Genomic DNA, 22,961 nt, shown 5'->3' with positions numbered 1-22,961 from the left:
ATCCTGCCAAACGCCACTACGCTGTCCGCATGAATTCCCCCGCGCGCCGCTTCCCCGCCTCCGCATACGCCGACCGTCTCGCCCGGGCCGCCGCCCTCGGCCGCGACGCCGGCCTCGACGCGCTGCTCGTCACCCCCGGCCCGGACCTGCGCTACCTCCTCGGTTCGCGGGCGGAATCGTTCGAACGGCTCACCTGCCTGGTGGTGCCCACCGACGGCGCCCCCGCCTCCGTCGTCGTGCCGCGGCTCGAGCTGGCCGCCCTCACCGACTCCGCCGCCGCGGACCTGAACCTGCCGGTGCACGACTGGGTCGACGGGCAGGACCCGTACGCGCAGGTGGCGGCGCTGCTGCCGGAGCGCCCGCGCACCGCGGTCGCCGACGCCATGCCCGCCCTGCACCTGGTGCCGCTCGCGACCCGGTTCGCGGTGCCGCCCGTGCTGGCGACGGAGGTGGTGCGGCAGCTGCGCATGATCAAGGACGACGCGGAGGTCGAGGCGCTGCGCCGCGCCGGCGCCGCCATCGACCGGGTGCACGCGCAGATGGGACGGTGGCTGCGGCCCGGGCGCACCGAGGCGCAGGTCGCGGCCGACATCACCGCCGCGATCGTCGCCGAGGGCCACACCGAGGCCGCGTTCGTCATCGTCGGCTCCGGCCCGCACGGCGCCGACCCCCACCACGAGGTCTCCGACCGGGTCCTCGAACCCGGCGACGTCGTGGTCGTCGACATCGGCGGCCCGGTCGAGCCCGGCTACTACTCCGACTCCACCCGCACCTACAGCCTCGGCGCGCCCGCCGCGGACGTCGCGGCGAAGGTGGCGCTGCTCGAGGCCGCGCAGCAGGCGGCCGTCGACGCGGTCCGGCCCGGGGTCAGCGCTGCCTCGGTCGACGCCGCCGCCCGCGACGTGCTCGCCGCGCACGGCCTCGCCGAGGTGTTCGTGCACCGCACCGGGCACGGCATCGGGCTGTCCGTGCACGAGGAGCCGTACATCGTCGACGGCAACACCGATGTGCTGCGGCCCGGGATGGCGTTCAGCATCGAACCGGGCATCTACTTCCGCGGCGCATGGGGTGCGCGCATCGAGGACATCGTGGTGGTCACCGAGGACGGCTGCGAGCCGCTCAACCACCGGCCGCACGGGCTGACCGAGCTGCCGGGATGACCGGCCCTACCGGTCCAGCACCGAACCCATCACCCGTTCGACGGTGATCTCCACCACCACGCGGGTCGGGTTGGGCCGCGGCGGCCGGTACCGCGCGGTGTAGCGGCGCACCCCCTCGGCGACGGCCTCCGGGTCCGTGCGCACCCGGGCCGGACCCTCGAGGGTGAGCCAGCGGCCGCGCTCGACTTGGCTGACAGCGCCGTACCCGCCGCGCTCGGCGTTGAGCGCCTTCTGCGACGTCGCGTTGGTGATCACCCGCACCACCGCGGCGTCCGGGTCCCAGGTGAAGCCGACGGCCACCACGTGCGGGCTGCCGTCCGTGCGCAGCGTCGTCAGGGTGCCGAGATGGTATTCGGTGAGGAACTGCAGCGCGGCATCGCCGAGCGCGGCGGGGGTTCGGGCCATGCCTGCGACGGTAGCCGAACCCGGCACCGCCGGACCCGCCCCGGACGGCCCCGGCGCCGCCCGGGCACACTGGTGCGGTGAGCAACGAGCAGGGTTCGATCGTCGTCTTCGGGGGCCGCAGCGAGATCGGGGCGGCGGTGGCCGTGCGGCTGGCCCGCGGCCGCACCGTGGTCCTGGCCGCGCGCCGCGCCGGGGACCTCGAGCCGCAGCGCCGCGCCGTGCTCGACGCCGGGGCCGCCGCCGTGCACACCGTCGAGTTCGACGCCGACCGGCTCGACACCCACGAGCAGGTTCTCGCCGACATCCGGGCCCTGTACGGCCCGATCGACGTCGCGGTCCTCGCGTTCGGCATCCTCGGCGACCAGCGCCGCGCCGAACACGACGCCGCCCACGCCGTCGCGATCGTGCACACCGACTACGTCGCCCACGTGGCGCTGCTCACGCACCTCGCAGCGCAGCTGCGCGCCCAGGGTTCGGGCCGGATCGTGGTGTTCTCGTCGGTGGCGGGGGTGCGGGTGCGCCGGGCGAACTACGTGTACGGCTCCGCGAAGGCCGGCCTCGACGGATTCGCCGCCGGCCTGGCCGACGCGCTGCACGGCAGCGGCGTGTCCCTGCTGCTGGTGCGGCCCGGGTTCGTGATCGGCCGGATGACCGAGGGCATGAGCCCCGCGCCGCTGTCGAGCACCCCGGACCGGGTCGCCGATGCGGCGGTGCGGGCGTTGCACCGCGGCCGCGGCGAGGTGTGGGTGCCGGCGGTGCTGCGGCCGGTGTTCTTCGGGATGCGGCTGCTGCCGCGCCCGATCTGGCGGCGGCTGCCGCGCTGACCGGCGCGGTCAGCGGCGGCGCGACTCGAGCAGCCGCAACCACACCTCGCCGACCGTCGGATATGCCGGTACCGCATGCCACAGCGTCTCGAGCGGCACCGCCCCGACCACCGCGACGGTGGCCGCATGCAGCAGCTCGGCCACGTCGGTGCCCACGAACGTCGCCCCCACCGCGGTGTCGGTCGCGCGGTCGACGACGAGGGCGGCGCGGCCGGTGAAATCGTCCCGGGCCAAAGCGGATCCGGCCACGGCGATGTCGACCTCGAGCACCTCGACGTCGAGGCCGTCGGCGCGGGCGCCGGCGGCGGTGCGGCCCACCGACGCGACCTCCGGGACGGTGAACACCACCTGCGGCACCTGCCCGTGGTCGGCGCTCGCCCGGTAGCGCGGCGCGTCGAGGTCGCGGCCCTCGGCGCGGGCGGCGATCACGTCGCCGCACACCCGGCCCTGGTACTTGCCCATGTGCGTCAGCGCCGTCCGGCCGGTGACGTCGCCGACGGCGTAGAGCCAGCGTCCGTCCGTCCCGGCGACGGTCATGTGGTCGTCGGTGCGCAGCGGGCCGTCCCCGGCCACCCCGACCGCGTCGAGACCGAGGTCGGCGGTGGCGGGCCGGCGTCCGGTCGCGACGATCAGCTCGTCGACCTCGAGGTCGCCGCCGTCGTCGAGACGCAGCCGCACCGGGCCGCCGTGGAGGCGCCCCACGCCGGTGTCCGCGACGTCCGGGCGGGACACCTCCGCCACCGTGGTGCCGAACCGCAGCCGCACGCCGTGCTCGCGCAGCGCCGCGGCGACCGCGTCGCCGGCGAACGGTTCGGTGCGGGCGAGCAGCCGCTCCCCGCGCACCAGCATCGTCAGGTCCTCGGTGCCCAGCTCGCGCAGCCACGTGGCGACCTCGCAGGCGACGACGCCGCCGCCGACGATCGCGGCGCGCCGCGGCACCTGCTGCAGGTTCGTCGCGTCCCGCGACGTCCACGGCCGGGCGGCGCGCAGCCCGGGCAGGTCGGGGACGGCGGCGGTGGTGCCGGTGGCCACCACCACCGCGTGCCGTGCCCGCAGCCGGCGCGGCTGCGGGCCGTCCACGGTGACCTCGCACGGCCCGCTCAGCCGGCCGTGCCCGCGCACGACGTCGATCCCGGCGCCGCGGGCCCACTCGACCTGCGCGGCGTCGTCGCGGCCGCTGGTGAACGCGTCGCGGCGGGCGAGGACGTCGGCGACGTCGACGCCGTGCGCGGCGACCTTGGCGGCGACGCCGGGCATGTGCCGGGCCGCGCCGAGCACCTGCCCCGGTCGCAGCAGCGCCTTGCTCGGCATGCACGCCCAGTAGGAGCATTCGCCGCCGACCAGTTCGTGTTCCACCAGCACCGCGGTGCGGTCGCTGCCGGCGATCGCATAGTCGGCGGCATTCTCCCCGGCGGGCCCGCCGCCGAGGACGATGACATCGAACACGTCGGACTCGGAACCGGCACCGATGGTCATGACCTCACGGTAGGCCGCGCCCGGACCGCGCGACCCCGGAATGCGGCGACCCCGGAATGCGGCGGCCGCGGCGCGGATCAGCGCAGGGCGGGGGAGTCGGCGTCGAAGATCAGCCCCATCGGGGCGAGCACCCGCACCACCTGTTCGGCGGCCCACTCGTCGAGGTCGCACAGCAACAGCACCGGCCACGGCGTCACCACCAGGGGGCGGTCCACGGCCGCGAGGAACTCCGCCATCCGCGCCGGCAGCACCGCCCCGGGCAGACCGCCGCCGAGGGTGACCGCCCCGTCGGGCTGGTCGAGCCATCCCACGGGCCGGGCCGGGGCCGGCGGGTGCGGCGCCGCCGGCTCCGACGGCTCCAGGCCCAGGGCCGCGAGGGTCGCGGCGACGCCGGCGCGGCGGGGCCGCTGCGCCGCCGCGACCAGCGCCTCGACGACGTCGCCGGGGGGCAGGCGCACCCCCGAGTCGGTGCCGTCGAGCAGCAGCGCCCACCGCCCGTCGGGCAACGCCAACGCCCCCACCTCGGGGGCCAGGGCCGCGATGTCGCCGGTGCCGTCGTCGATCCCGACGACGATCTCGCGGTCCGGTACGGTCCCGTCGAGGCGGTCCTGCACCCCGGCCAGCGTCTCCCACACGTCCACGTGCCCGCCGATGCGACCGGACAGCGGCGAGACGAGCAGGCGGTGCCGGTGCTCGCCGGGCAGGTCGAAGCCGTGACCGGTCAGCCGCGCGGTGAGCTCGGTGCGGTCCCCGCGCATCCCGAGGCCGCCGGCTGTGAGGACGAGGGTGCCCCCGGCGTGCTCGTGGGCGAGTTCGGCGAGGACCTGCAGCTGCGCCGCGGTCAGCCGGCCCCCCGGGAGGGGCACCTCGACCAGGTCGGCCACGGCGGGATCATGGGCATGCGGCATGCCCTCCAGGCTAGACGGCGCCGGTCGGCGCGCCGGCGGCGCGGTTTTCCGTAGGGTGTGCCCCATGACCCCGACCTTCGCCGACCTCGCCGCCGCGAAGTACGTGCTGCTGACCACGTTCCGCAAGGACGGCACCCCGGTGCCGACCGCGGTGTGGGCGGCCGCCGACGCCGACCGGCTGCTGGTGTGGACCGTCACCGACTCCTACAAGGTCAAGCGGCTGCGCCGCGATCCGCGGATCACCCTCGCGGTGTGCGACGTGCGCGGGAACCCGCGCAGCGACGCGGTCCCCGGCACCGCCACCGTGCTTGATGCCGCCGGCACCGAGCGGGCGCGGGCCGTGATCGCGCGCAGATACGGGATCCTCGGGTGGCTCACGGTCAAGGGCAGCGTGCTGCGCCGCGGCCGCGCCGGCACCGTCGGCATCGCCTGCGCCGTCGACGCGGGCGCCACCGCTCCGGAGACGGGCACCCCGGCCCCCGGGCACGGCGGGTGACGGGAGCGCTGCGATGCCGCACAGCTGAGAGCGCGTCGGCGCACATCCGATGCCGGCGGTCCGGGGTGCGAGGCATGAAGCCTTCGACAGCTGTGCTGCTAGTGCGGTAGCCGGGCGCCGCCGGGGGTGGTGGCGAAGACGTGGGCGTGCGACGGGTCGATGCGGACGTGCACGACCTGGCCTTTCTCCGGTGGATTTCGCCAGTGGACCCTGGCCACCATTGGCTCGTGCCGTCCGCCCACCTGAGTGCGTCCGAAGATGAACGCTTCCGAGCCGAGTTCTTCGACCACGTCGACCTCGAGTTTCAGTCCGCCGGAGTCGGCGATCTCGACGTGCTCGGGCCGGATCCCGAAGACAACCTCCCGGCCGGCGGCCGCCAGGGTGTCCCGCGGCACCGGAATCACCTGCCCGCCGAAGCGGATTCCGCCGTCGGTGACGGGCACGGTGAACAGGTTCATCGACGGTGAACCCATGAATCCGGCGACGAAGACGTTCGCGGGCCGGTGGTAGAGCTCGCGCGGTGACGCGCACTGCTGCAGCACCCCGCCCTGGAGGACGGCGACCCGGTCGCCCATCGTCATCGCCTCGACCTGGTCGTGCGTGACGTAGACGGTGGTCGTGCCCAGGTGGCGCTGCAACTGGGCGATCTGCGTCCGGGTCTGCACCCGCAGCTTCGCGTCGAGATTCGACAGCGGCTCGTCCATGAGGAACACCTGAGGCTGGCGGACGATGGCGCGGCCCATGGCAACTCGCTGCCGCTGGCCCCCCGACAACGCCTTCGGCTTGCGGTCCAGATACGCGCCGAGGTCGAGCATGTCGGCGGCCTCGGCGACGCGGCGGCGGATCTCGGACTTGTCGGTACCGGCGAGTTTGAGCGCGAAGCCCATGTTCTCCGCGACGCTCATGTGCGGGTAGAGGGCGTAGTTCTGGAACACCATCGCGATGTCGCGTTCCTTGGGTTCGGCGTGCGTGACGTCGCGGCCGCCGATGGTGATGCGACCGCCGTCGACGTCCTCGAGGCCGGCGAGCATGCGCAGCGACGTCGACTTACCGCAGCCGGACGGGCCGACCAGGACGAGGAATTCGCCGTCCTCGATGTGCAGGTCGAGTTGGTCCACCGCGGGGCAGTCCGAACCGGGGAACAGTCGGGTCGCGTGGTCGTACGTGATGGTTGCCATGAGAAAAGAGAGTCCCTCCACCGGCAGGAACGTGCCGGACGATCCGAGTGAGGTGAGTGGTGTGGGTATCGGTGCTGTCAGGGCGTCGTGGTCGAACTGTCGGTACCGGTGAACGGCACGTAACTCGAGGAGGAGATGGTGCCGAATTGCGGTCCGTCGCCGTTGTCGAAGCCCCACGTCGTCCAGTTGCCGTCCCGTGTCCGCCGCATCTGCACCGCGTACAGGTCGGCGGTGTCGATGTTCGCCGCCTCGGTGATCTTCCACGGCCCGAGCGGGGACTGTCCTTCGGCGATCCAGGTCCCCGCTTGGTGCCCGGCGTGAACGCTGGTGTTCTTGGGCGCGCAGGAGAACACCAGGACCGGTTTCCCGTTGACGGTGTGTGCCTGCAGGACTTCCATCTCGCCGAATCCGGCGGGCGTCGAGAGTGGGGGGTGGATGTGCCAGTGGCTCAGGTCCTTGCTGGTGGCATGGCCGACGACGGCGCGGCCCTCGGGATCGCCGGAGTTGGCGCGGGCGGTGATCAGCATGTGCCACCGACCGGCGTGTTCGAAGACGTAGGGGTCGCGCCAGGCTTCGTCCGGCCAGGTGCCCTCGCCGAGGCGTTCGTACCAGCGGCCGTCGGCCTCGAGGACGAGGTCGGGGTCCTTGGTCCAGGTGACCAGGTCCGAGGAGGTTGCGCGGCCGATGCGTTGTACGAGGCCGTTCTCGGCCCGGCTCACGCCGGTGTAGAACATGCTCCAGCGTCCGCCGGTGTCGCGGACGACGGAGCCGGTCCAGGTCGCGAGGTCGTCGAACGCCGGGGCGTCGGAGGCCGCCACTGCGTCGGCGGTCAGGGTCCATTGCTCGCCGTCCCGCGAGGTCGCGTGTCCGATGGCCGCACGGTAGTGGCGGCGTTCGCGGTCCTGCAGGGCGCGCGAGGCGCGGAGGAAGAACAGGTGGTAGTCGGTGCCGTCGTCGGTCATCCAACTGTCCCAGACCCAGTGGTCGGGAAGGGCGAGGCGCATCAGGTCTCCTGGGGTGTTCGGCAATCGGGGCGCGACCGTCGTGCTCTCAGCGCGGAGAGTCGTCTGCGGTCGCCGCTGTCGGCCGCCTTCGGTCCGGCGCCGGTCCGGTGCTGGCGCGGACGGTGAGTGTCACCGGGGCCGTGACGGCGGTGGGTACGCCGCCGTCCGCGGTGGGGCTGGGATTCAGCGTTTCGAGGACCAGGCGGGCGGCGATCTCGCCCTGCTCGCGGACGGATTGGTGCACCGTGGTCAGGTCGGTGAGTGCGGCGAGGGGGTGATCGTCGATCCCGACCACGGAGACGTCGTCGGGTATCCGCAGGCCCCGGCGGCGCAGGGTTCTGATCGCGCCGAGGGCGAGTTCGTCGCTGTGCGCGAACACCGCCGTCGGGGCGTGCTCCGGGGCCGCGTCGAGAATGTCGGCCATCGCCGATGCGGCGTTGAGGCCGCCCCAGTCGACGTCGCGGATGAGAGCGTGATCGACCGCGATCCCGGCCTCGGTCAGGGCGTCGACGTACGCCGCCGAGCGGCCCGGGCGGGCCGGCCAGCCCGGCTGGTCCGGGTCGTGGGCGGCGATCATGGCGATGCGCCGGTGGCCCAGTTCCAGGAGATGGTCGACGGCCAGGCGGCCGGCACGATAGTCGTCGATGCAGACGTAGGGGTAGTCGGCGTTCTGCCCGCCGGCGGCGATGATGCTGACGCCCATCAGGGCGAGCCGTTCCTGCTCGTGCTGGTCGACCGGGAATGCGACCACCACGACGGCGTCGACCTTCCGGCGGGCGGGCAGCCGGGTGAAGAAGTCGTGGCGGTCGTCGGGGCCGCCGACCTGGTACAGCAACAGGTCGAAGTGGGCCGCGGAGAGCACCGTTTCGATGCCGCTCACCATCTCGCCGAAGAACCAGCGCTCGAGGTGGGGGACGGCCAGCGCCACCCGTCGTGTCGGGCCGCCGGCGAGGCGGACCGCATCCGGGGAGACGACGTAGTCGAGACGGCGGGCGGTGGCGAGTACCTTCGCCTTCGTCGCCGCGGACACACCGTACGAGTCGTTGAGGGCGCGTGAAGCCGTCGTCAGTGAGACCCCGGCCTCCCGGGCGACGTCGCTGAGGCTCAACGCTGCAGGTCGATTGGACACAAGCCCGATGGTAGACCGATCGACCTTGATTTCGGAAGCGCTTCCGACATACGCTTCGGAAGCGCTTCCGAAATGTGATGCGCATCTCAACGCGGAGGAGTTATGGACTCACACCACTCGACCCCGGCCCGGCGGGCACGCAGATTCGCCGCCCTCGCAGGCGCCGCGGTCCTGCAGACGGTGGTGGCGTGCGCGCCGCCGGGCAGCGGTAACACCGCGACCCTCCCGACCGACCCGGTGCCGGTGAACATCGATCTCGGCACCGACCCGATCGAGTTGACCCTGTACGACGGTGCGGGGTTGAAGAAGATCGACGAGGCCCTGATCGCGGCGTTCACCGAGCGCCATCCGAACGTGACCATCACCCCGCGCTACGACCCGGACGAGGTGCAGGCCGTCAACGCCCCCCGGGTGCTCGCGTCGGAGAATCCGCCGGACATCGCGCGGATCATCGCGCTGCCCGCCGCGGTAGCCAACCACCAGCTCACGGCCCTCGATCCGTGGGCCGACGCCTACGGCTGGAACACGCTTCCACCGGGGCAGAGTGCCATGTACCGGGTCGATGCGAACGGAATCCGCGGCACCGGCCCGCAGTACACGATGGCCAGCGGGTTCACGGTGACCGGGCTCTACTACAACAAGGAGCTTGCGAACCGGATCGGGATGGTCGAGCCGCCCACCACCGTCGCGGAATTCGAGCAGGCCCTGGCGTCGGCGAAAACTGCCGGACTGATCCCGATCATGGCCGGCAACAAGAGCGCGCAGGTCACCTTCCTGGTCCAGATGATGCTGAACAACGCCCTCGGCCCGGACGCGGTCAACGGCTGGGTCTTCAACGCGCCCGGCGCCACCCTCGACACCCCCGCCGCGGTCGACGCGGCCGCGGTGGTGGCCGGCTGGGCAGCGAAGGGCTACTTCCCCGCGGACACCAACGGCACCGACGCCACCGCCGCCGCCGGACGGTTCGCTGCGGGCGAGGCCCTGTTCTATGTCTCCGGGAACTGGGATGCCGCGACCCTACAGGCCAAGATGGGCGAGAACGTCGGCTTCACCCTTCCACCCGCGCCCGCCGGGTCACCCGTGCTCGCCATGTCCGACCCGGTGTCGAACTTCGCAATACCCTCGGGGTCGGACGACAAGAACGCCGCCGCAGCCTTCCTGGACTTCCTCCGGTCCGACGCGGGCCGGCAGGTCGTGGTCGACGCCGGCTTCGCCCCGTCCGGTACCGGCCCCGTCCCGGCCACCGCACCCGGATCGCTGGGCGCCCAGATCCAGGCGGCCTTCGACATACTGGTCGCCGCCGACGGCCAGGTCCAATTCGTCCAGAACGCCACCAACGGCATGTCCGGCACCTGGCTACCGCAGGTCCAGATGCTCGTCGCCGGCCGAACCACGCCCGGCGAGATGATGGCCGCCGTCCAATCCGCATACGAGCAGGACCTCCTGAGATGACCTCCACCGCACACGCCCCCCAGACATCCCCCACCCGGGCGTTCCCGCATCCCGTCGCAACCCGGCCGGGGCGGGGCCACCGCGCCAAACGGGCCCTGACCGGATGGCTGTTCGTCCTGCCCGCCGCGGCGGTGTACACCGTCTTCGTCCTCCGGCCGCTGCTGAGCACCCTCTGGTACTCCCTCTACAACTGGGACGGCATCTCCGTCGGCAGCTGGGTGGGGCTCGGCAACTACCGCCGCGTGCTCACCGACCCGCAGCTGCTGTCCTCGATCGGGCACGCGTTCTTCCTCATCCTGTTCTTCACCGTCCTCCCGGTGATCGGCGGCCTTCTCGTCGCTGCCCTACTCCAGGAGATCCGCATACGCGGCCTCGGAACCCTCACCCGCACCCTGCTGTTCCTACCGCAGATCATTCCCGGCGCGGCCGCGGCGGTCGCGTGGGTGTGGATGTTCTCGACCAACGGCACCGTGAACCAACTGCTCTCGGCCGTCGGCCTGGGCGGGCTCACCCGCTCCTGGCTCGGCGACTTCGACTGGGCCCTGCCCGCCGTCGGCGTCATCGGCACCTGGCTCGGCCTCGGATTCTGCACCATCCTGCTGATGGCCGGCATCGGGAAGATCGACATCTCGATCTACGAGGCCGCCCGGCTCGACGGCGCCAGCTTCCTCAGCACCTTCCGATACGTCACCGTTCCAGCCCTGCGGGCCGAGATCGGGGTCTGCGTCACCGTCACCATCATCGCCGCCCTCGCCAGCTTCGACATCGTGTTCATGTCCACCCAGGGCGGACCCGGCTACGCGACCACCGTGCCCGGCGTCCTGATCTATCAACTCGGCTTCACCGAATCCCGGGTCGGTCTCGCCAGCGCCCTCGCTGTCGTCCTCACCGGCCTGATCCTGATGGTCATCCTGCCGATCCAGCGCTTCTTCAGAGAGAAATGATCATGAAAACCTCCGCTCGCCAACGGATTCCCGGACTCGTCCTGCTGCTCGGCACCATGATCTTCTCGATCCTGCCGTTGCTCAGCATGCTGTCGGCGGCACTGCAACCGCAGGGCACCGTCCCGCTCGGGCTGTCGTGGCCGTCGAACCCGCACTGGCACAACTTCCTCGACGCCTGGCGCGTCGCGGAGGTGACACCGCTGATGGTCTCGAGCATCATCCTCGTCGCCGGCGTCGTCCCCGTCGCAGCGCTGTTCGCTGCGATGGCCGGTTACGGGCTCGGGCAGCTGCACGTGCCCGGAGGCACCGTCGTCTTCCTGCTCCTGCTGCTGGGGTTGACTCTCCCGAAGGAGGCGACGATCGTGCCGCTCTACTACCAGCTGCGCGAGATGAACCTGCTCAACACCCGCCTCGGACTCATCCTGGTTCTCATCGGCACGTTCACGCCCTTCGCCGTCTTCTGGATGCGAGCCCATTTCCTGTCCATGCCGAAAGAGCTCACCGAGGCTGCGGCCCTGGACGGGGCGGGCCCCTGGCAGGCCTTCCGTCACATCCAGATCCCGCTCGCGGTCCCGGCGCTGGCCTCGCTGTGTCTGCTGCTGTTCCTGTGGACCTGGAACACCTTCCTGCAGGCCATCGTCCTCATCGACGACCCCGGTAAGCGGACCATGGCGGGCGCACTGCAGAACTTCGTCGGCCAATACTCGACCGACGTCGTCCTTCTCAACGCCGGATCCCTGCTGATCATGGCCCCGACCATCGTGGTGTTCCTGCTGTTCCAGCGCCACTTCGTCAAGGCGATGATCGCCGGCGCCGTCAAGGGCTGACCGTGCCCGCCCACACCACCACGCCCACACCACCCGCAGGGGAAACCATGCCCACATCACGACAGTGGTGGCACGACGCTGTCATCTACCAGGTGTATCTGCGCAGCTTCGCCGACGGCACCGGCGACGGCATCGGCGACCTCGCAGGGCTCGCCGAGCGCCTGCCGTACCTCGTCGACCTCGGCGTCGACGCAATCTGGATCACCCCCTGGTATCCGTCACCGATGGCGGACGGCGGCTACGACGTCGCCGACTTCCGCGACATCGACCCGCTCTTCGGCACTCTCGACGACGCGGACACCCTGCTGGCCGCCGCCCACGCTGCCGGACTCCGCATCATCATCGACCTGCCCGCCAACCACACGTCCGACACCCACCCCTGGTTTCGGGAGGCGTTGCGCAGCGCCCCCGGTTCGCGGGAGCGCGCCAGGTACTTCTTCCGCGCCGGCCGCGGCGACACGGGCGAACTCCCGCCGAACGACTGGATCAGTGCATTCGGCGGACCGGCCTGGACCCGCACCACCCGAGAGGACGGACAAGCCGGCCAGTGGTATCTGCACTTGTTCGCACCCGAACAACCCGACCTCGACTGGACCAACCCCGAGGTCCGCACCGAATTTGCTGACGTTCTGCGCTTCTGGTTCGACCGCGGCGTCGACGGCATACGCATCGACGCCGTGTCGGCGATGGCCAAGGTTCCCGGACTGCCGGATGCCGGCCACGCACCGGGAGCCCGGTTCGAATCCAGCACGTGGGTCGACAATCCGCACTGGGATGTCGACGAACTTCACGACATCCTGCGCGAGTTTCGCACCATCGCCGACGAATACGGCCCCGACCGCATGTTCGTCGCCGAGGCGATCGTCCGCAGCCCCGAACGTCTGGCCCGCTACGTGCGTCCCGGCGAGTTGCACACCGCCTTCAACTTCGACTTCCCCAGAGCGGGCTGGGACCCGGCAGCACTGCGCGAGGCCATCGACCGCAGCCGCGAGGCGCTCCGCGAGGTCGGTGCGCCGACCACCTGGGTGCTCTCGAGCCACGACGAGACTCGCCACCTCACCCGATTCGGGCGCGCCGAAACCAGCACACTGCCGATGACCCTGACCGCCGCCACCGACTCCGATCTCACCCTCGGCACCCGCCGCGCCCGCGCGGCGGCCCTGCTCATGCTCGCCCTGCCCGGCGGTGCCTACCTCTACCAGGGCGAAGAACTCGGCCTCGAGGAAGTCACCGACCTCCCTGCGGAACTGCTGCAGGACCCGACCTGGGAACGGTCCGGGCACACCATCCGCGGCCGCGACGGATGCCGGGTCCCGCTGCCCTGGAGCGGTGACCACCCACCCTTCGGGTTCGCCGCCGACCACGTCCAGCCGTGGCTACCCCAACCCGACAACTGGAAGTCGAAGACCGTCGCCGCCGAATCCGACGACCCCGATTCGATGCTCACCCTCTACCGCACCGCACTACGACTCCGACGCACACTGCCCGCCCTGCGCGATGACTCTTTCGGCTGGCAGCCGTCGGCCACCGATGCCCTCGTCTTCGACCGCGGACCGACGTTTCGGTGCGTCGTGAACCTGTCCCGTCAACCGGTTGCGATCGACCCGGACGCAACCGTCCTGCTCGCCTCCGCCGCCCTGACCGATGCCCGTTCTCTGCCACCGGACACCGCAGTCTGGCTGCGCACCAACCGATAGGGCCGTGACACAGCCACTCCATCGAAGAACTTGTCGGATCCGGCGGTGACCACATCGAACGAGCCTTCTCGCCCAATCCGCCCGATTTTCGGGGGACACTACGTCGAGCCCGTAGGTCGGCAGCCCGGCCCGGTTCCACCGCCCCCTGCCCTGAGCGCCGGGCTCAGCGAGCGCGGCTGACCGACGACATGTGGAAGTCGGGGACCCGCAGCGGCGGCATCGCGGTGCGGGTGAACCAGTCCTTCCATTCCCGCGGCAGGGTCCGCTCCGTGCGGCCCGCCTCGGTGGTGCGCCGCAGCAGATCCAGCGGGCTCTCGTTGAACCGGAAGTTGTTCACCTCCGCCGTCACCGCACCGTCCTCGACCAGGTACACGCCGTCGCGGGTCAGACCGGTCAGCAGCAACGTCGCCGGGTCGACCTCCCGGATGTACCACAGCGTCGTCAGCAACAGTCCCCGCTCGGTGCGGGCCACCATCTCGTCCACGTCGGCCGCGCCGCCGCCGGTCAGCACCAGGTTCTCCCCGGGCGCCGCCACCGGCGCCCCGAACTCGGCGGCCGCGGCCCGCGGGTACGCCAGCGCGTGCACCGCGCCGTCGCGCACCCAGTCGACCCGCCCGGCGTCCATCCCGTTGTCGAACACCGACACCGAGTTCGACGAGGCGGTGGCCGCGACGAACGGCGCGTACTCCAGGCCGGGGGCGGCCGGATCGGAGAACAGGGTCAACGGCAGCGCGGTGAGCCGTTCGCCGACGCGGGTGCCGCCGGGCCGCGACAGCGCGGTGTGCCCCTCCTCGGCGCCGCGGCCCTCCATCGACCACATCAGGTAGATCATCAGGTCCGCCACCGCCGACGGCGGCAGCAGCGTCTCGTAGCGCCCGGCCGGGAGGTCGACCGTGCGGCACGCCCAGTCCAGCCGCCGCGACAGCTCCGCGAGCAGGGACGGTGTGTCGACGTCGGTGAAGTCGCGGGTGCCGGCCCCGGCCCACGCGCTGGCCCCGTTCAGCCCGCCCCGCTTGCCGTTGATCTCCACCGATCCTTCCGGCTCGGTGAACCGGCGCCGCACCCCGCTGGAGGTGCCCAGCCAGGTCGTCGACACCCGGTGGTGGGCGAAGCCGTAGAGCTGATCGGCGCCGTCGAATCCCGCGGCGAGATCGTCGACGAGCCGCCCGAACACCGAGATGTCCGTCCCGGCCGCGGCGTCGGCCCAGTCGCCGGGCACGCCGTCGCCGCCGACGAGCGGCATCGCGTCCTCGGCCGGGGACGCCGCCGCGGCCGCCGCCCCCGCCGCCCGCACGGTCGGGGCGATGTCGGCCGGGTCGACGCTGCTCGACGTCACCACCCCGACGCGGGGGGTGTCGCCGCGCTGCACCGCGATCACCGTCCAGCTGCGCGAGCGCGAGATCCCGTTGGTGGTCATCGAATTTCCGGCCCACCGCAGCGACGCCTCGCCGGTGTCGGTGACCAGCACGATGGTCTCGTCGGCGGTCGAGCAGCGCAGCGCCCGCTCGAGCAGTTCCTGCGCCTCGATCATCGCCCGCCCTCCGCGCGTGTGTTGAGCACGTTCACCGACCGCAGCAGCGCCGACGGGCAGCCGTGGCTGACCGGGGCGACCTGACCGGGCTGGGCCTTGCCGCAGTTCACGGCGCCGCCGAGCTGCCAGGTCGACGGCCCGCCGACCGCCTCGAGCGACCCCCAGAAGTCCGTCGTGGTGGCCTGGTACGCCACGTCGCGCACCTGCCCGGCGAGTTCGCCGCCGCGGATCCGGTAGAACCGCTGACCGGTGAACTGGAAGTTGTAGCGCTGCATGTCGATCGACCAGGACTTGTCACCGACGACGTAGATCCCGTCGTCGACCCGGGCGATGAGGTCGGCGGTGGTCGTGTCGGCCGACGGGTCCGGCTGCAGCGATACGTTCGCCATCCGCTGGAGCGGTACGTGATGCGCCGAGTCGGCGTACGAGCAGCCGTTCGAGCGTCCCAGGCCCAGCCGCGGCGCGAACACCCGGTCGAGCTGGTAGCCCACCAGGATCCCGTCCCGCACCAGGTCCCAGGACTGGGCGGCGACCCCGTCGTCGTCCCAGCCGACGCTGGCGAGCCCGTGCGCGACGGTGCGGTCCGCCGTCACGTGCATGACGTCGGTGCCGTAGCGCAGCGTGCCGAGCCCGTCCGGGGTGGCGAACGAGGTGCCCGCATAGGCCGCCTCGTACCCGATGGCCCGATCGTATTCCGTTGCGTGCCCGACCGATTCGTGGAGGGTCAGCCACAGGTTGGTGGGGTCGATCACCAGGTCCGTCGGCCCGGCCTGCACGCTGGGGGCCGCCGCCTTCTCCGCCAGCCAGCCGGGGATCCGCTCCAGCTCCTCGTTCCAGTGCCAGTGCGCGTCGCCGGCCAGATACTCCCAACCCCGCCCCACCGGCGGGGCGAGGGTGCGCATCGTCTCGAACTCGCCGGTGCGCCGGTCGACGGCGGTGGCCTCGAGCTGCGGTGCCACCCGCACCCGCTGCTGGGTGATCGTCGAGCCGGCCAGGTCCGCGTAGAACGTCTGCTCCTTGACCTGCAGACAGCTCGCCGTCACGTGATCGACCCCGTCGGTGTCGAGCAGCCGCCGCGAGAAGTCCGTCAGCCGCGCCACCTTCTGCGCGGTGGGCACCGTGAACGGATCGACCTCGTACGGTGACACCCACACCGCGTCCGGGTAGACCGGTTCGTCGGCGAGCTCGACCCGTTCCCGGTTCAGCGCCCGCAACGCCCGGGCCACCTCGATCGCCTGCCCCGCGGTCGCCGCCGCGACGGCGGGACTCAGCTCGGCGTGCGAGGCGAACCCCCACGTGCCGTCGACCACCACCCGCACGGCCAGCCCCGTGTCGACACTGTCGACGGCCGCCTGCACGGCGCCGTCCCGCAGGCTCAACGACTGGCTGTGCACGCGATGCACCCGCAGGTCCGCGTGGGAGGCGCCCGCAGCGCGGGCGACGGACAGCGCGGCGTCCGCGAGCGCCCGCAGCGGCAGGGCGAGGAAGTCGGCGTCGACGGTGCTCACCCGCAACACCGTAGCGGCCCGTGCGCCGGCTCAACCGAACTGCTGCCATCCCAGCCGCACCACCATCACCAGCACCACGGTCAGCAGCACCACCCGCACGAACCCCGAGCCGCGCCGCAGCGCCGTCCGCGACCCGGCCACCGCGCCCGCGATGTTGCACACCGCCAGCGCCAGCCCCAGGGACCACCACACGTGCCCGGTCGCCGCGAAGTACACCAACGCCCCGAGGTTCGACCCGAGATTGATCACCTTCGCCATCGCCGCCGAGCGCACGAACTCGGTGCCGAGCAGCGTCGCGAACGCGATGATCAGGAACGTGCCGGTGCCGGGGCCGAGCAGCCCGTCGTAGAAACCGATCACCGCGGCCGCCAGCAGCACCACCAGCACCGTGCGCCGCAGCGTCGGGCGTTCGTGCGCCAGCGTCGTGCCGACCTGCGGTCGCAGCGTCACGAACACCGCGACCGCCACCAGCACCACCATCACGATCGGAATGAACAGGTCCCTGTTGATCCGCGAGACCGTCGCCGCACCCGCCGCGGCCGCGACTGCGGCCAGCGCCGCCGCCGGAGCCAGGACCGGCCACTGCAGCCGGATCCGACGGGCGAACGTCACCACCGCCGCGCCGGTGCCGCAGATGGCGGTGAGCTTGTTCGTCGCCAGCGCGGCCGCCGGCGTCAGTTGCGGGGCGACGACGAACAGTGCCGGCAACAGGATCAGCCCACCCCCACCGACGACGGCGTCGACCCACCCCGCGGCGGTCGCCGCCACCATCAGAACCGCCCAGTCGCCCGCACCCACGCGGCCATTCGATCACAGCGGTCGGGAGCAAAACCGCCGCGCCGTTCGTTGACCGGGTGTGACCGTCGCATCCGCATTCGTGCCGCCCCCGGCGCCTGGGAGGATCACCCCATGATCGCGCTGCTGTTCCTGGCCTACGTCGTCGTCGAGATCGGGGTGCTGGCCTGGCTCGGCTCCACCCTGGGCATCGGCGCGACGATCCTGCTGTTCCTCGGGGTGAGCGTCCTCGGCTACCTCGTCCTCGGCGCGCAGGGCCGGCGTGCCCTGCAGAACCTGGGCCGCGTCCGCAGCACCGCCGCCGACCGTGCCGGATTCGCCGGCGCCGCCGACCGTGCCCTCACGGACGGCGCCCTGATCGGTGTCGGTGCCGCCCTCGTCCTCGTGCCCGGCCCGGTCACCAGCGCCGCCGGAATTCTGCTGCTGCTGCCCCCGACCCGGGCCCTGCTGCGGCCCGCCGTCCGGGCCGTCGCCGCCCGCAAGGTGGCCGCGGCCGCCGCCCGCGGCGGCGGATTCCGCGGCGAACGGCTCGTGGTCGTCGACGGCGAGGTCGTCGAGCACACCGTCGTCGGCACCCCGCGCCTCGGCGCCGCGACACCCGGCGCGGGCACCGTGCTCGAGGGGGAGATCGTCGACCCCCCGCAGCGCCCGCACCTGCCCTGACGGGGCACACTGGGTAGCCGTGAGTTCCCCAGCCCCCCGCACCCAGCTTCTCGTCGGCGGCCGCATCTACAGCGCCAGCGCCCCCGACGCCACCTCGATGGCCGTCACCGACGGGCAGGTCGTGTGGGTGGGGGAGGACCGGCCCGGCCGCGCCCTGCACCCGGACGCCGAGACCATCGACCTTGACGGCGCGTTCGTCGCACCCGCGTTCGTCGACACCCACGTCCACGTCACCGCGCACGGCCTGGCCCTGACCGGCCTCGACCTGTCCGGCACCCCCTCCCGCGAGGACGCGCTGCACCGGCTGCGCGACCACGCCGCCCGGCACGCCGACGCCGTCGTCTGGGGCCACGGATGGGACGAGACCCGCTGGCCCGACCCCACCGCACCGACGACCGACGACCTCGACGCCGCCGCCCCGGGCCGCGCCGTCTACCTCACCCGCGTCGACGCCCACTCCGCGGCCGCCTCCACCGCGCTGCGCGCCGCCACCGACCTCGTCGGACTCGACGGCTACCACCCGCAGCGTCCGCTCACCGCGGCCGCGCACCACACCGTCCGCGCCGCCGCCCGCGCCCTGCTCACCCCCGCCCAGCGGGCCCGCGCCCGCGCCGCCGCCCTCGACGACTACGCGGCACACGGCATCGTCGCCGTCCACGAGTGCGGCGGCCCGGACATCGCCGGCCGCGACGACTTCGCCGAACTGCTCGCCACCGACCACGCCGTGCAGGTCCGCGGCTACTGGGGCGAGGCCGTCACCACCGCCGACCAGGCCCGCGCGCTCCTCGCCGCCACCGGCGGCCACGCCCTCGGCGGCGACCTGTTCGTCGACGGCGCCCTCGGGTCGCACACCGCGTGGCTCGCCGCGCCCTACACCGACCGCCCCGACTGCTGCGGCACCGCCTACCTCACCGTCGAGCAGATGGCCGCGCACCTGCGGGCCTGCACCGAAGCCGGCATCCAGGCCGGCTTCCACGTCATCGGCGACGCCGCCGTCGACGCCGCGGTGCAGGCGTTCGCGGCCGTCGTCGCCGAGCTCGGCGGCCCGGCCGTCGCGGCCCGCGGGCACCGGCTCGAACACCTCGAGATGGTCACCGCCGAGCAGACCGCCCGGCTCGGCGGCTGGGGCGTGATCGCCAGCATGCAACCGGCCTTCGACGCGCTGTGGGGCGGGCCGGACGGGCTGTACGCCACCCGCCTCGGCGCCGACCGCGCCGCCGGGCTCAACCCGTTCGCACCGCTCGCCGCGACCGGCATGTCGCTCGCCTTCGGCTCCGATGCACCGGTCACCGCGGCCCGGCCGTGGCCGATGCTGCGCGCCGCCGTGCACCACCGCACCCCGGGCAGCGGAATCTCCCCCCGCGCCGCGTTCGCCGCCGCGACCCGCGGGGCGTGGCGCGCCGGCGGGGTGCGCGACGGAGTCGCCGGCACCCTCGACCCCGGCGCGCCCGCGTCGTACGCGATCTGGGAGGCGGACGAGCTCGTGGTCAGCGCCCCGAAGGACAGCGTGCAGCGCTGGTCGACCGACCCGCGGTCGCGGGTGGCGCCGCTGCCGGACCTCGAGCCGGGCACGCCCGACCCGGTGCTGCTGCGCAGCGTGCACCGCGGCCGCGTCGTGTACGCACGGTGATCGGGCCGCGCGCCGCCGCCCGGCCGGTGGTGGCCCGCAGCGTCGCCGCCGTCGCGGCGGGGCTGCTGTTGTTCACGAGTTTCCCGCCGCGTCCGCTGTGGTTCCTCGCGCCGCTGGGCATCGCGCTGCTCACCACGATCCTGGCGGCGCCGACGCGGCGCCGCCGTGCCGGCTTCGGCTACGGCTACCTCGCCGGCCTGGGGTTCTTCGTGCCGCTGCTGCCGTGGGTCGGCGAGTACGTCGGCCCGCTGCCGTGGCTGGCGCTCGCGGCCGCCGAATCCGTGTTCGTCGGCCTGTTCGGGGTGATCGCGGTGCAGGTGCGTGCCCTGCCCGGTGCCCCGGTGTGGATCGCGGCCGGCTGGAGCCTGACCGAATACCTGAGGGCGAGCGTGCCCTTCGGTGGCTTCCCGTGGGGCCGGCTCGCGTTCGGGCAGCCGGACGGGCCGCTGGTCGGTCTCGCCGCGGTCGGCGGGGCGCCGCTGGTGTCGTTCGCCGTGGCGCTGACCGGCACCGGCCTGTGGGCGTGCGGCCGCGCCGGCCTGCGCTACGCCCGCGGGCACCGGGAGCGGTCACCGCTGCTGCGGGCCGCCGCGGTGACCGTCGCCGCGCCGCTGCTCGCGCTGGCGACCTGGCCGGCGCTGCCCGCCCCCGAGTCGGGCGAACGCATCGTCACCGTCGCCGCGATCCAGGGCAGCGTGCCGCGGCTGGGACTGGACTTCAACGCCCAGCGCAAGGCCGTGCTGAACAACCACGTGGCCCGCACCCTGGAGCTGGCCGACCGGGTCCGGGCCGGCACCGCGCCGCGCCCGGACGTGGTGATCTGGCCGGAGAACGCCTCCGACATCGACCCGCTGCGCAACCGCGACGCGGCCGCCGACATCGGCGCCGCGGCGGCCGCGGTCGGCGCCCCGATCCTGGTGGGCGCCGTGCTGGTCAACGGGGACGGCACCACCACCAACTCGGTGATCGTGTGGGACGCGGCCGGCGGGCCGGGGGAGCGGCACGACAAACGCATCATCCAGCCGTTCGGCGAGTACCTGCCGTACCGCTCGTTCTTCCGGTTGTTCTCCGACTACGCCGATCGGGCCGGGCACTTCGTACCCGGCGACGGCGACGGCACCGTCCACGCCGCCGGCATCCCGATCGGCGTGGCCACCTGCTACGAGGTGGCGTTCGACCGGGCGCTGCGGGACTCGGTGCGCGCCGGCGCGCAGCTGCTGGCCGTGCCCACCAACAACGCCACCTTCGGCGACACGGAGATGACCTACCAGCAGCTGGCGATGTCCCGGGTGCGGGCCGTCGAGCACGGCCGTGCCGTGGTGGTGGCCGCCACGAGCGGGGTCAGCGCGATGGTCGCGGCGGACGGTACGGTCACCGAGCGCAGCGCCCTGTTCGTGCCCGAGGTGCTGGTGGCGCAGGTGCCGCTGCGCACGACGGCTACGCTGGCTACTCGGCTCGGACCGATTCCGGAGCTCGTGCTCTGCGTCGGTGCCGTCGCCGCCGTCGGCGTGGCGCTGGTGCGCTCGCGCGGGCGGGGCACCACCGTGCCGGCCGCAGCCGGCACCGCGAGATGACCGGTCCACGGCCGGTTCGACAGGAAGGACCTTCGATGGCAGCGGCGACGCCGGCCGGGAACGACAGTGCGCCGAGCGCCCGGACCCTGGTGATCATTCCGACGTACAACGAACGCGACAACATCGGCCTGATCGTCGGCCGGTTGCACGCCGCGCTGCCGCACACGCACGTGCTGATCGTCGACGACGGCAGCCCGGACGGCACCGGGGACGTGGCCGATCGTCTCGCCACCGCGAGCGAGGGCCGCATCCACGTGATGCACCGCACGGAGAAGAACGGTCTCGGCGCCGCGTACATCGCCGGGTTCCGTTGGGGACTCGAGCGCGGCTACACCGTGCTGGTGGAGATGGACGCCGACGGCAGCCACGCCCCCGAGCAACTGCACCTGCTGCTCGAGCGGATCGACGCGGGCGCCGACCTGGTGCTGGGCTCGCGGTACGTGCCCGGCGGCACGGTCGTGAACTGGCCGTGGCACCGGGAGGTGCTCTCCCGCGGCGGCAACATCTACTCGCGGCTCGCGCTGGGGGTGAGGATCCACGACATCACCGGCGGCTACCGCGCCTACCGCCGCGAGGTGCTCGAGAAGCTCGATCTCGCCGCGGTCGCCTCGCACGGCTACTGTTTCCAGGTCGACCTCGCCTGGCGGGCCGTGCAGGCCGGGTTCACCGTCGCCGAGGTGCCGATCACCTTCACCGAGCGGATCATCGGCGAGTCGAAGATGAGCGGCAGCATCGTGCAGGAGGCCCTGATCAAGGTCACCGTGTGGGGTGTGCGCAACCGGTGGACGAAGCTGCGCGGTCTGCTGCGCCGCTGAGCAGCGGCCGGGGGGAGGGGTGGACGCCGACGGGCGTGCACCCCTCCCGGGTGCCGGGGCTCATTCGACGTTCTTGACCTCGATCTTCTTCCCGGCCTCCTGCTGCTCGGCGAGACCGATCGACACGGTCAGGATGCCCTTGGTGTAGGACGCCTCGACGTCGTCGTCCTTCGCACCCGGGGGCAGGGTCACCGAACGGCGGAACGAGCCGTAGTGGAACTCCGAGCGTCCACCCTCGGACTTCTCCTCGGTGCGTTCGGCCGTGATCTCGAGCTGCCCGGCGTTGATCGAGACGTTGATGTCCTTCTCGGGGTCGAGCCCGGGCAGTTCGGCCCGCAGGACGTACCGGCCGTTCTCGACGCGGTCCTCGACGCGGATGAGGTTGCCGCCGAGGGCGGGACGCAGGCCGGTGAAGGGGAAGGCGTCGAAGAACTCGGACAGGTCCGGGAACACCGAACGGGGACGGCGCGCTGGCACAGTGGACATGTCTGCTCCTCTCTGGGAGTCGGATCGATGGGGAGGTCGTTCCGACTCCATTCGACTCCTCTCGACGAGGTCCCGACAGGGCCGGAAGTCCCGGACCCGGCGGCGCCGAACGTTCGAAGAAGAGGTACTAGGGCAATCGATCGTTCGGCACCGAGCAGGACCGCCGAACGTTCGTCAGGCCGGGTCCGCGGTGCGACGATCGCGTTCGCGCCGCAGCTCGGCGACCTGCACCTGCAGCTCGGCGATGTGCGCGCGCGCCTCGCGCAGCTGGGTTGCCCGCTCGTCGGCCAGTTCGGCGCGCACCATCGCCAGATCCGCCTCGAGTTCGGCGACGCGCTGCCAGGCCTCGGCCGCGGCCCGCAGCGCCTCGTCGCGTTCGGTGCGCAGCCGTGCCGCCTCGAAGTCCACCGCCCCCGTCCCCGCCGCCCGGGGGGCTGCCGGCACGGCGCCGATCCGGGC

General features: G+C 72.7%; 21 protein-coding genes and 1 pseudogene. 11 read left to right on the top strand and 11 right to left on the bottom strand.

All coding sequences use genetic code 11. The features are described from left to right. The first annotated feature begins 29 nt into the window (after positions 1-29). A complete protein-coding gene (locus tag G6039_RS25725) occupies positions 30-1,160 on the top strand; it encodes a M24 family metallopeptidase (RefSeq protein ID WP_006945767.1) in 1,131 nt (376 codons plus the stop codon). A gap of 6 nt (positions 1,161-1,166) precedes the next feature. Here G6039_RS25725 and G6039_RS25720 read toward each other — a convergent pair whose 3' ends face one another. Further along, positions 1,167-1,565 carry a pyridoxamine 5'-phosphate oxidase family protein gene (locus tag G6039_RS25720; RefSeq protein WP_006945766.1) on the bottom strand — a complete coding sequence of 133 codons (399 nt, stop codon included), beginning with the start codon at positions 1,563-1,565 and terminating at the stop codon, positions 1,167-1,169. Between the two features lie 77 nt (positions 1,566-1,642). On the opposite strand from G6039_RS25720, the gene G6039_RS25715 reads away from it, so the two are divergent. Then, on the top strand, positions 1,643-2,389 hold the full coding sequence (locus G6039_RS25715) for a decaprenylphospho-beta-D-erythro-pentofuranosid-2-ulose 2-reductase (RefSeq protein WP_006945765.1): 747 nt from the start codon (positions 1,643-1,645) through the stop codon (positions 2,387-2,389). Positions 2,390-2,398: 9 nt separating this feature from the next. Here G6039_RS25715 and G6039_RS25710 read toward each other — a convergent pair whose 3' ends face one another. Together G6039_RS25710 and G6039_RS25705 are read right to left on the bottom strand one after the other, a co-directional pair. Beyond that, positions 2,399-3,865: a dihydrolipoyl dehydrogenase family protein gene (locus G6039_RS25710; protein WP_006945763.1), complete on the bottom strand. Its 1,467-nt coding sequence runs from the start codon at positions 3,863-3,865 to the stop codon at positions 2,399-2,401. Positions 3,866-3,942: 77 nt separating this feature from the next. Continuing rightward, positions 3,943-4,773, bottom strand: coding sequence for a cobalamin biosynthesis protein CobG (locus G6039_RS25705; RefSeq protein WP_006945762.1), 831 nt, complete (start codon positions 4,771-4,773; stop codon positions 3,943-3,945). A 64-nt stretch (positions 4,774-4,837) separates the two neighbouring features. On the opposite strand from G6039_RS25705, the gene G6039_RS25700 reads away from it, so the two are divergent. Continuing rightward, on the top strand, positions 4,838-5,269 hold the full coding sequence (locus G6039_RS25700; protein WP_006945761.1) for a PPOX class F420-dependent oxidoreductase: 432 nt from the start codon (positions 4,838-4,840) through the stop codon (positions 5,267-5,269). Positions 5,270-5,367: 98 nt separating this feature from the next. Here G6039_RS25700 and G6039_RS25695 read toward each other — a convergent pair whose 3' ends face one another. The 3 genes from G6039_RS25695 to G6039_RS25685 form a co-directional block, all read right to left on the bottom strand. Then, entirely contained in the window at positions 5,368-6,447 is a 1,080-nt protein-coding gene (locus G6039_RS25695) for an ABC transporter ATP-binding protein (protein ID WP_029543775.1), read from the bottom strand. Between the two features lie 77 nt (positions 6,448-6,524). Next, positions 6,525-7,475, bottom strand: coding sequence for a glycoside hydrolase family 68 protein (locus G6039_RS25690; protein WP_476727112.1), 951 nt, complete (start codon positions 7,473-7,475; stop codon positions 6,525-6,527). A 22-nt stretch (positions 7,476-7,497) separates the two neighbouring features. Then, positions 7,498-8,580: a LacI family DNA-binding transcriptional regulator gene (locus tag G6039_RS25685; protein ID WP_231385907.1), complete on the bottom strand. Its 1,083-nt coding sequence runs from the start codon at positions 8,578-8,580 to the stop codon at positions 7,498-7,500. Between the two features lie 102 nt (positions 8,581-8,682). Between G6039_RS25685 and G6039_RS25680 the strand changes: the two genes are divergently transcribed. From G6039_RS25680 to G6039_RS25665, 4 genes are read left to right on the top strand one after another with little or no spacing between them, the layout of a single operon-like run. Then, entirely contained in the window at positions 8,683-10,032 is a 1,350-nt protein-coding gene (locus tag G6039_RS25680) for an ABC transporter substrate-binding protein (RefSeq protein ID WP_029543780.1), read from the top strand. Then, positions 10,029-10,976: a carbohydrate ABC transporter permease gene (locus G6039_RS25675; RefSeq protein WP_006945754.1), complete on the top strand. Its 948-nt coding sequence runs from the start codon at positions 10,029-10,031 to the stop codon at positions 10,974-10,976. The genes G6039_RS25680 and G6039_RS25675 overlap by 4 nt, the downstream gene beginning before the upstream one ends. Before the next feature lie 2 nt (positions 10,977-10,978). Further along, a complete protein-coding gene (locus tag G6039_RS25670; RefSeq protein WP_029543784.1) occupies positions 10,979-11,803 on the top strand; it encodes a carbohydrate ABC transporter permease in 825 nt (274 codons plus the stop codon). Positions 11,804-11,850: 47 nt separating this feature from the next. Beyond that, the gene (locus G6039_RS25665; RefSeq protein WP_006945752.1) at positions 11,851-13,500 is read left to right on the top strand and encodes a glycoside hydrolase family 13 protein; all 1,650 of its coding nucleotides are present in this window, start codon (positions 11,851-11,853) and stop codon (positions 13,498-13,500) included. 163 nt (positions 13,501-13,663) lie between these two features. Here G6039_RS25665 and G6039_RS25660 read toward each other — a convergent pair whose 3' ends face one another. Genes G6039_RS25660 through G6039_RS25650 form a run of 3 tightly spaced genes read right to left on the bottom strand, consistent with a single transcriptional unit; the run spans position 13,664 to position 17,337 of the window. After that, complete coding sequence (locus tag G6039_RS25660) at positions 13,664-15,031, bottom strand: metallopeptidase TldD-related protein (RefSeq protein WP_029543786.1); 1,368 nt, start codon at positions 15,029-15,031, stop codon at positions 13,664-13,666. Further along, on the bottom strand, positions 15,028-16,539 hold the full coding sequence (locus tag G6039_RS25655) for a TldD/PmbA family protein (protein WP_006942490.1): 1,512 nt from the start codon (positions 16,537-16,539) through the stop codon (positions 15,028-15,030). Before G6039_RS25655 ends, G6039_RS25660 begins: the two co-directional genes overlap by 4 nt. A gap of 30 nt (positions 16,540-16,569) precedes the next feature. After that, complete coding sequence (locus tag G6039_RS25650; protein ID WP_006942491.1) at positions 16,570-17,337, bottom strand: TSUP family transporter; 768 nt, start codon at positions 17,335-17,337, stop codon at positions 16,570-16,572. A gap of 111 nt (positions 17,338-17,448) precedes the next feature. Between G6039_RS25650 and G6039_RS25645 the strand changes: the two genes are divergently transcribed. The 4 genes from G6039_RS25645 to G6039_RS25630 are packed head-to-tail and all read left to right on the top strand — an operon-like array spanning position 17,449 to position 22,016. Further along, positions 17,449-17,997 (top strand): FxsA family protein, encoded by a 549-nt coding sequence (locus G6039_RS25645; RefSeq protein WP_006942494.1) that lies wholly within the window; start codon positions 17,449-17,451, stop codon positions 17,995-17,997. A 19-nt stretch (positions 17,998-18,016) separates the two neighbouring features. Beyond that, positions 18,017-19,627: an amidohydrolase gene (locus G6039_RS25640; RefSeq protein ID WP_006942496.1), complete on the top strand. Its 1,611-nt coding sequence runs from the start codon at positions 18,017-18,019 to the stop codon at positions 19,625-19,627. Then, entirely contained in the window at positions 19,624-21,201 is a 1,578-nt protein-coding gene (gene lnt, locus G6039_RS25635; RefSeq protein WP_006942498.1) for an apolipoprotein N-acyltransferase, read from the top strand. The genes G6039_RS25640 and lnt overlap by 4 nt, the downstream gene beginning before the upstream one ends. A gap of 35 nt (positions 21,202-21,236) precedes the next feature. Then, complete coding sequence (locus G6039_RS25630; RefSeq protein ID WP_006942500.1) at positions 21,237-22,016, top strand: polyprenol monophosphomannose synthase; 780 nt, start codon at positions 21,237-21,239, stop codon at positions 22,014-22,016. A 60-nt stretch (positions 22,017-22,076) separates the two neighbouring features. On the opposite strand, the gene G6039_RS25625 is transcribed toward G6039_RS25630, so the two are convergent. Continuing rightward, positions 22,077-22,502: an Hsp20/alpha crystallin family protein gene (locus G6039_RS25625; protein WP_006942502.1), complete on the bottom strand. Its 426-nt coding sequence runs from the start codon at positions 22,500-22,502 to the stop codon at positions 22,077-22,079. A 174-nt stretch (positions 22,503-22,676) separates the two neighbouring features. Next, positions 22,677-22,961, bottom strand: a pseudogene (locus G6039_RS25620) (hypothetical protein); the annotation flags it as partial.

It is taken from the genome of Rhodococcus aetherivorans (assembly GCF_011058165.1).
GTDB lineage: Bacteria > Actinomycetota > Actinomycetes > Mycobacteriales > Mycobacteriaceae > Rhodococcus > Rhodococcus aetherivorans.
The sequence above is the reverse complement of the archived record's forward strand: the minus strand, read 5'-3'. Positions and strand labels throughout refer to the sequence as shown.

Excerpts from the sequence above, each read along its gene's own strand:
- G6039_RS25725 (WP_006945767.1), top strand. The coding sequence starts at position 30 with ATGAATTCCCCCGCGCGCCGCTTCCCCGCCTCCGCATACGCCGACCGT.
- G6039_RS25720 (WP_006945766.1), bottom strand. The coding sequence starts at position 1,565 with ATGGCCCGAACCCCCGCCGCGCTCGGCGATGCCGCGCTGCAGTTCCTC.
- G6039_RS25710 (WP_006945763.1), bottom strand. The coding sequence starts at position 3,865 with ATGACCATCGGTGCCGGTTCCGAGTCCGACGTGTTCGATGTCATCGTC.
- G6039_RS25705 (WP_006945762.1), bottom strand. The coding sequence starts at position 4,773 with ATGCCGCATGCCCATGATCCCGCCGTGGCCGACCTGGTCGAGGTGCCC.
- G6039_RS25700 (WP_006945761.1), top strand. The coding sequence starts at position 4,838 with ATGACCCCGACCTTCGCCGACCTCGCCGCCGCGAAGTACGTGCTGCTG.
- G6039_RS25695 (WP_029543775.1), bottom strand. The coding sequence starts at position 6,447 with ATGGCAACCATCACGTACGACCACGCGACCCGACTGTTCCCCGGTTCG.
- G6039_RS25680 (WP_029543780.1), top strand. The coding sequence starts at position 8,683 with ATGGACTCACACCACTCGACCCCGGCCCGGCGGGCACGCAGATTCGCC.
- G6039_RS25675 (WP_006945754.1), top strand. The coding sequence starts at position 10,029 with ATGACCTCCACCGCACACGCCCCCCAGACATCCCCCACCCGGGCGTTC.
- G6039_RS25670 (WP_029543784.1), top strand. The coding sequence starts at position 10,979 with ATGAAAACCTCCGCTCGCCAACGGATTCCCGGACTCGTCCTGCTGCTC.
- G6039_RS25665 (WP_006945752.1), top strand. The coding sequence starts at position 11,851 with ATGCCCACATCACGACAGTGGTGGCACGACGCTGTCATCTACCAGGTG.
- G6039_RS25660 (WP_029543786.1), bottom strand. The coding sequence starts at position 15,031 with ATGATCGAGGCGCAGGAACTGCTCGAGCGGGCGCTGCGCTGCTCGACC.
- G6039_RS25645 (WP_006942494.1), top strand. The coding sequence starts at position 17,449 with ATGATCGCGCTGCTGTTCCTGGCCTACGTCGTCGTCGAGATCGGGGTG.
- G6039_RS25630 (WP_006942500.1), top strand. The coding sequence starts at position 21,237 with ATGGCAGCGGCGACGCCGGCCGGGAACGACAGTGCGCCGAGCGCCCGG.
- G6039_RS25625 (WP_006942502.1), bottom strand. The coding sequence starts at position 22,502 with ATGTCCACTGTGCCAGCGCGCCGTCCCCGTTCGGTGTTCCCGGACCTG.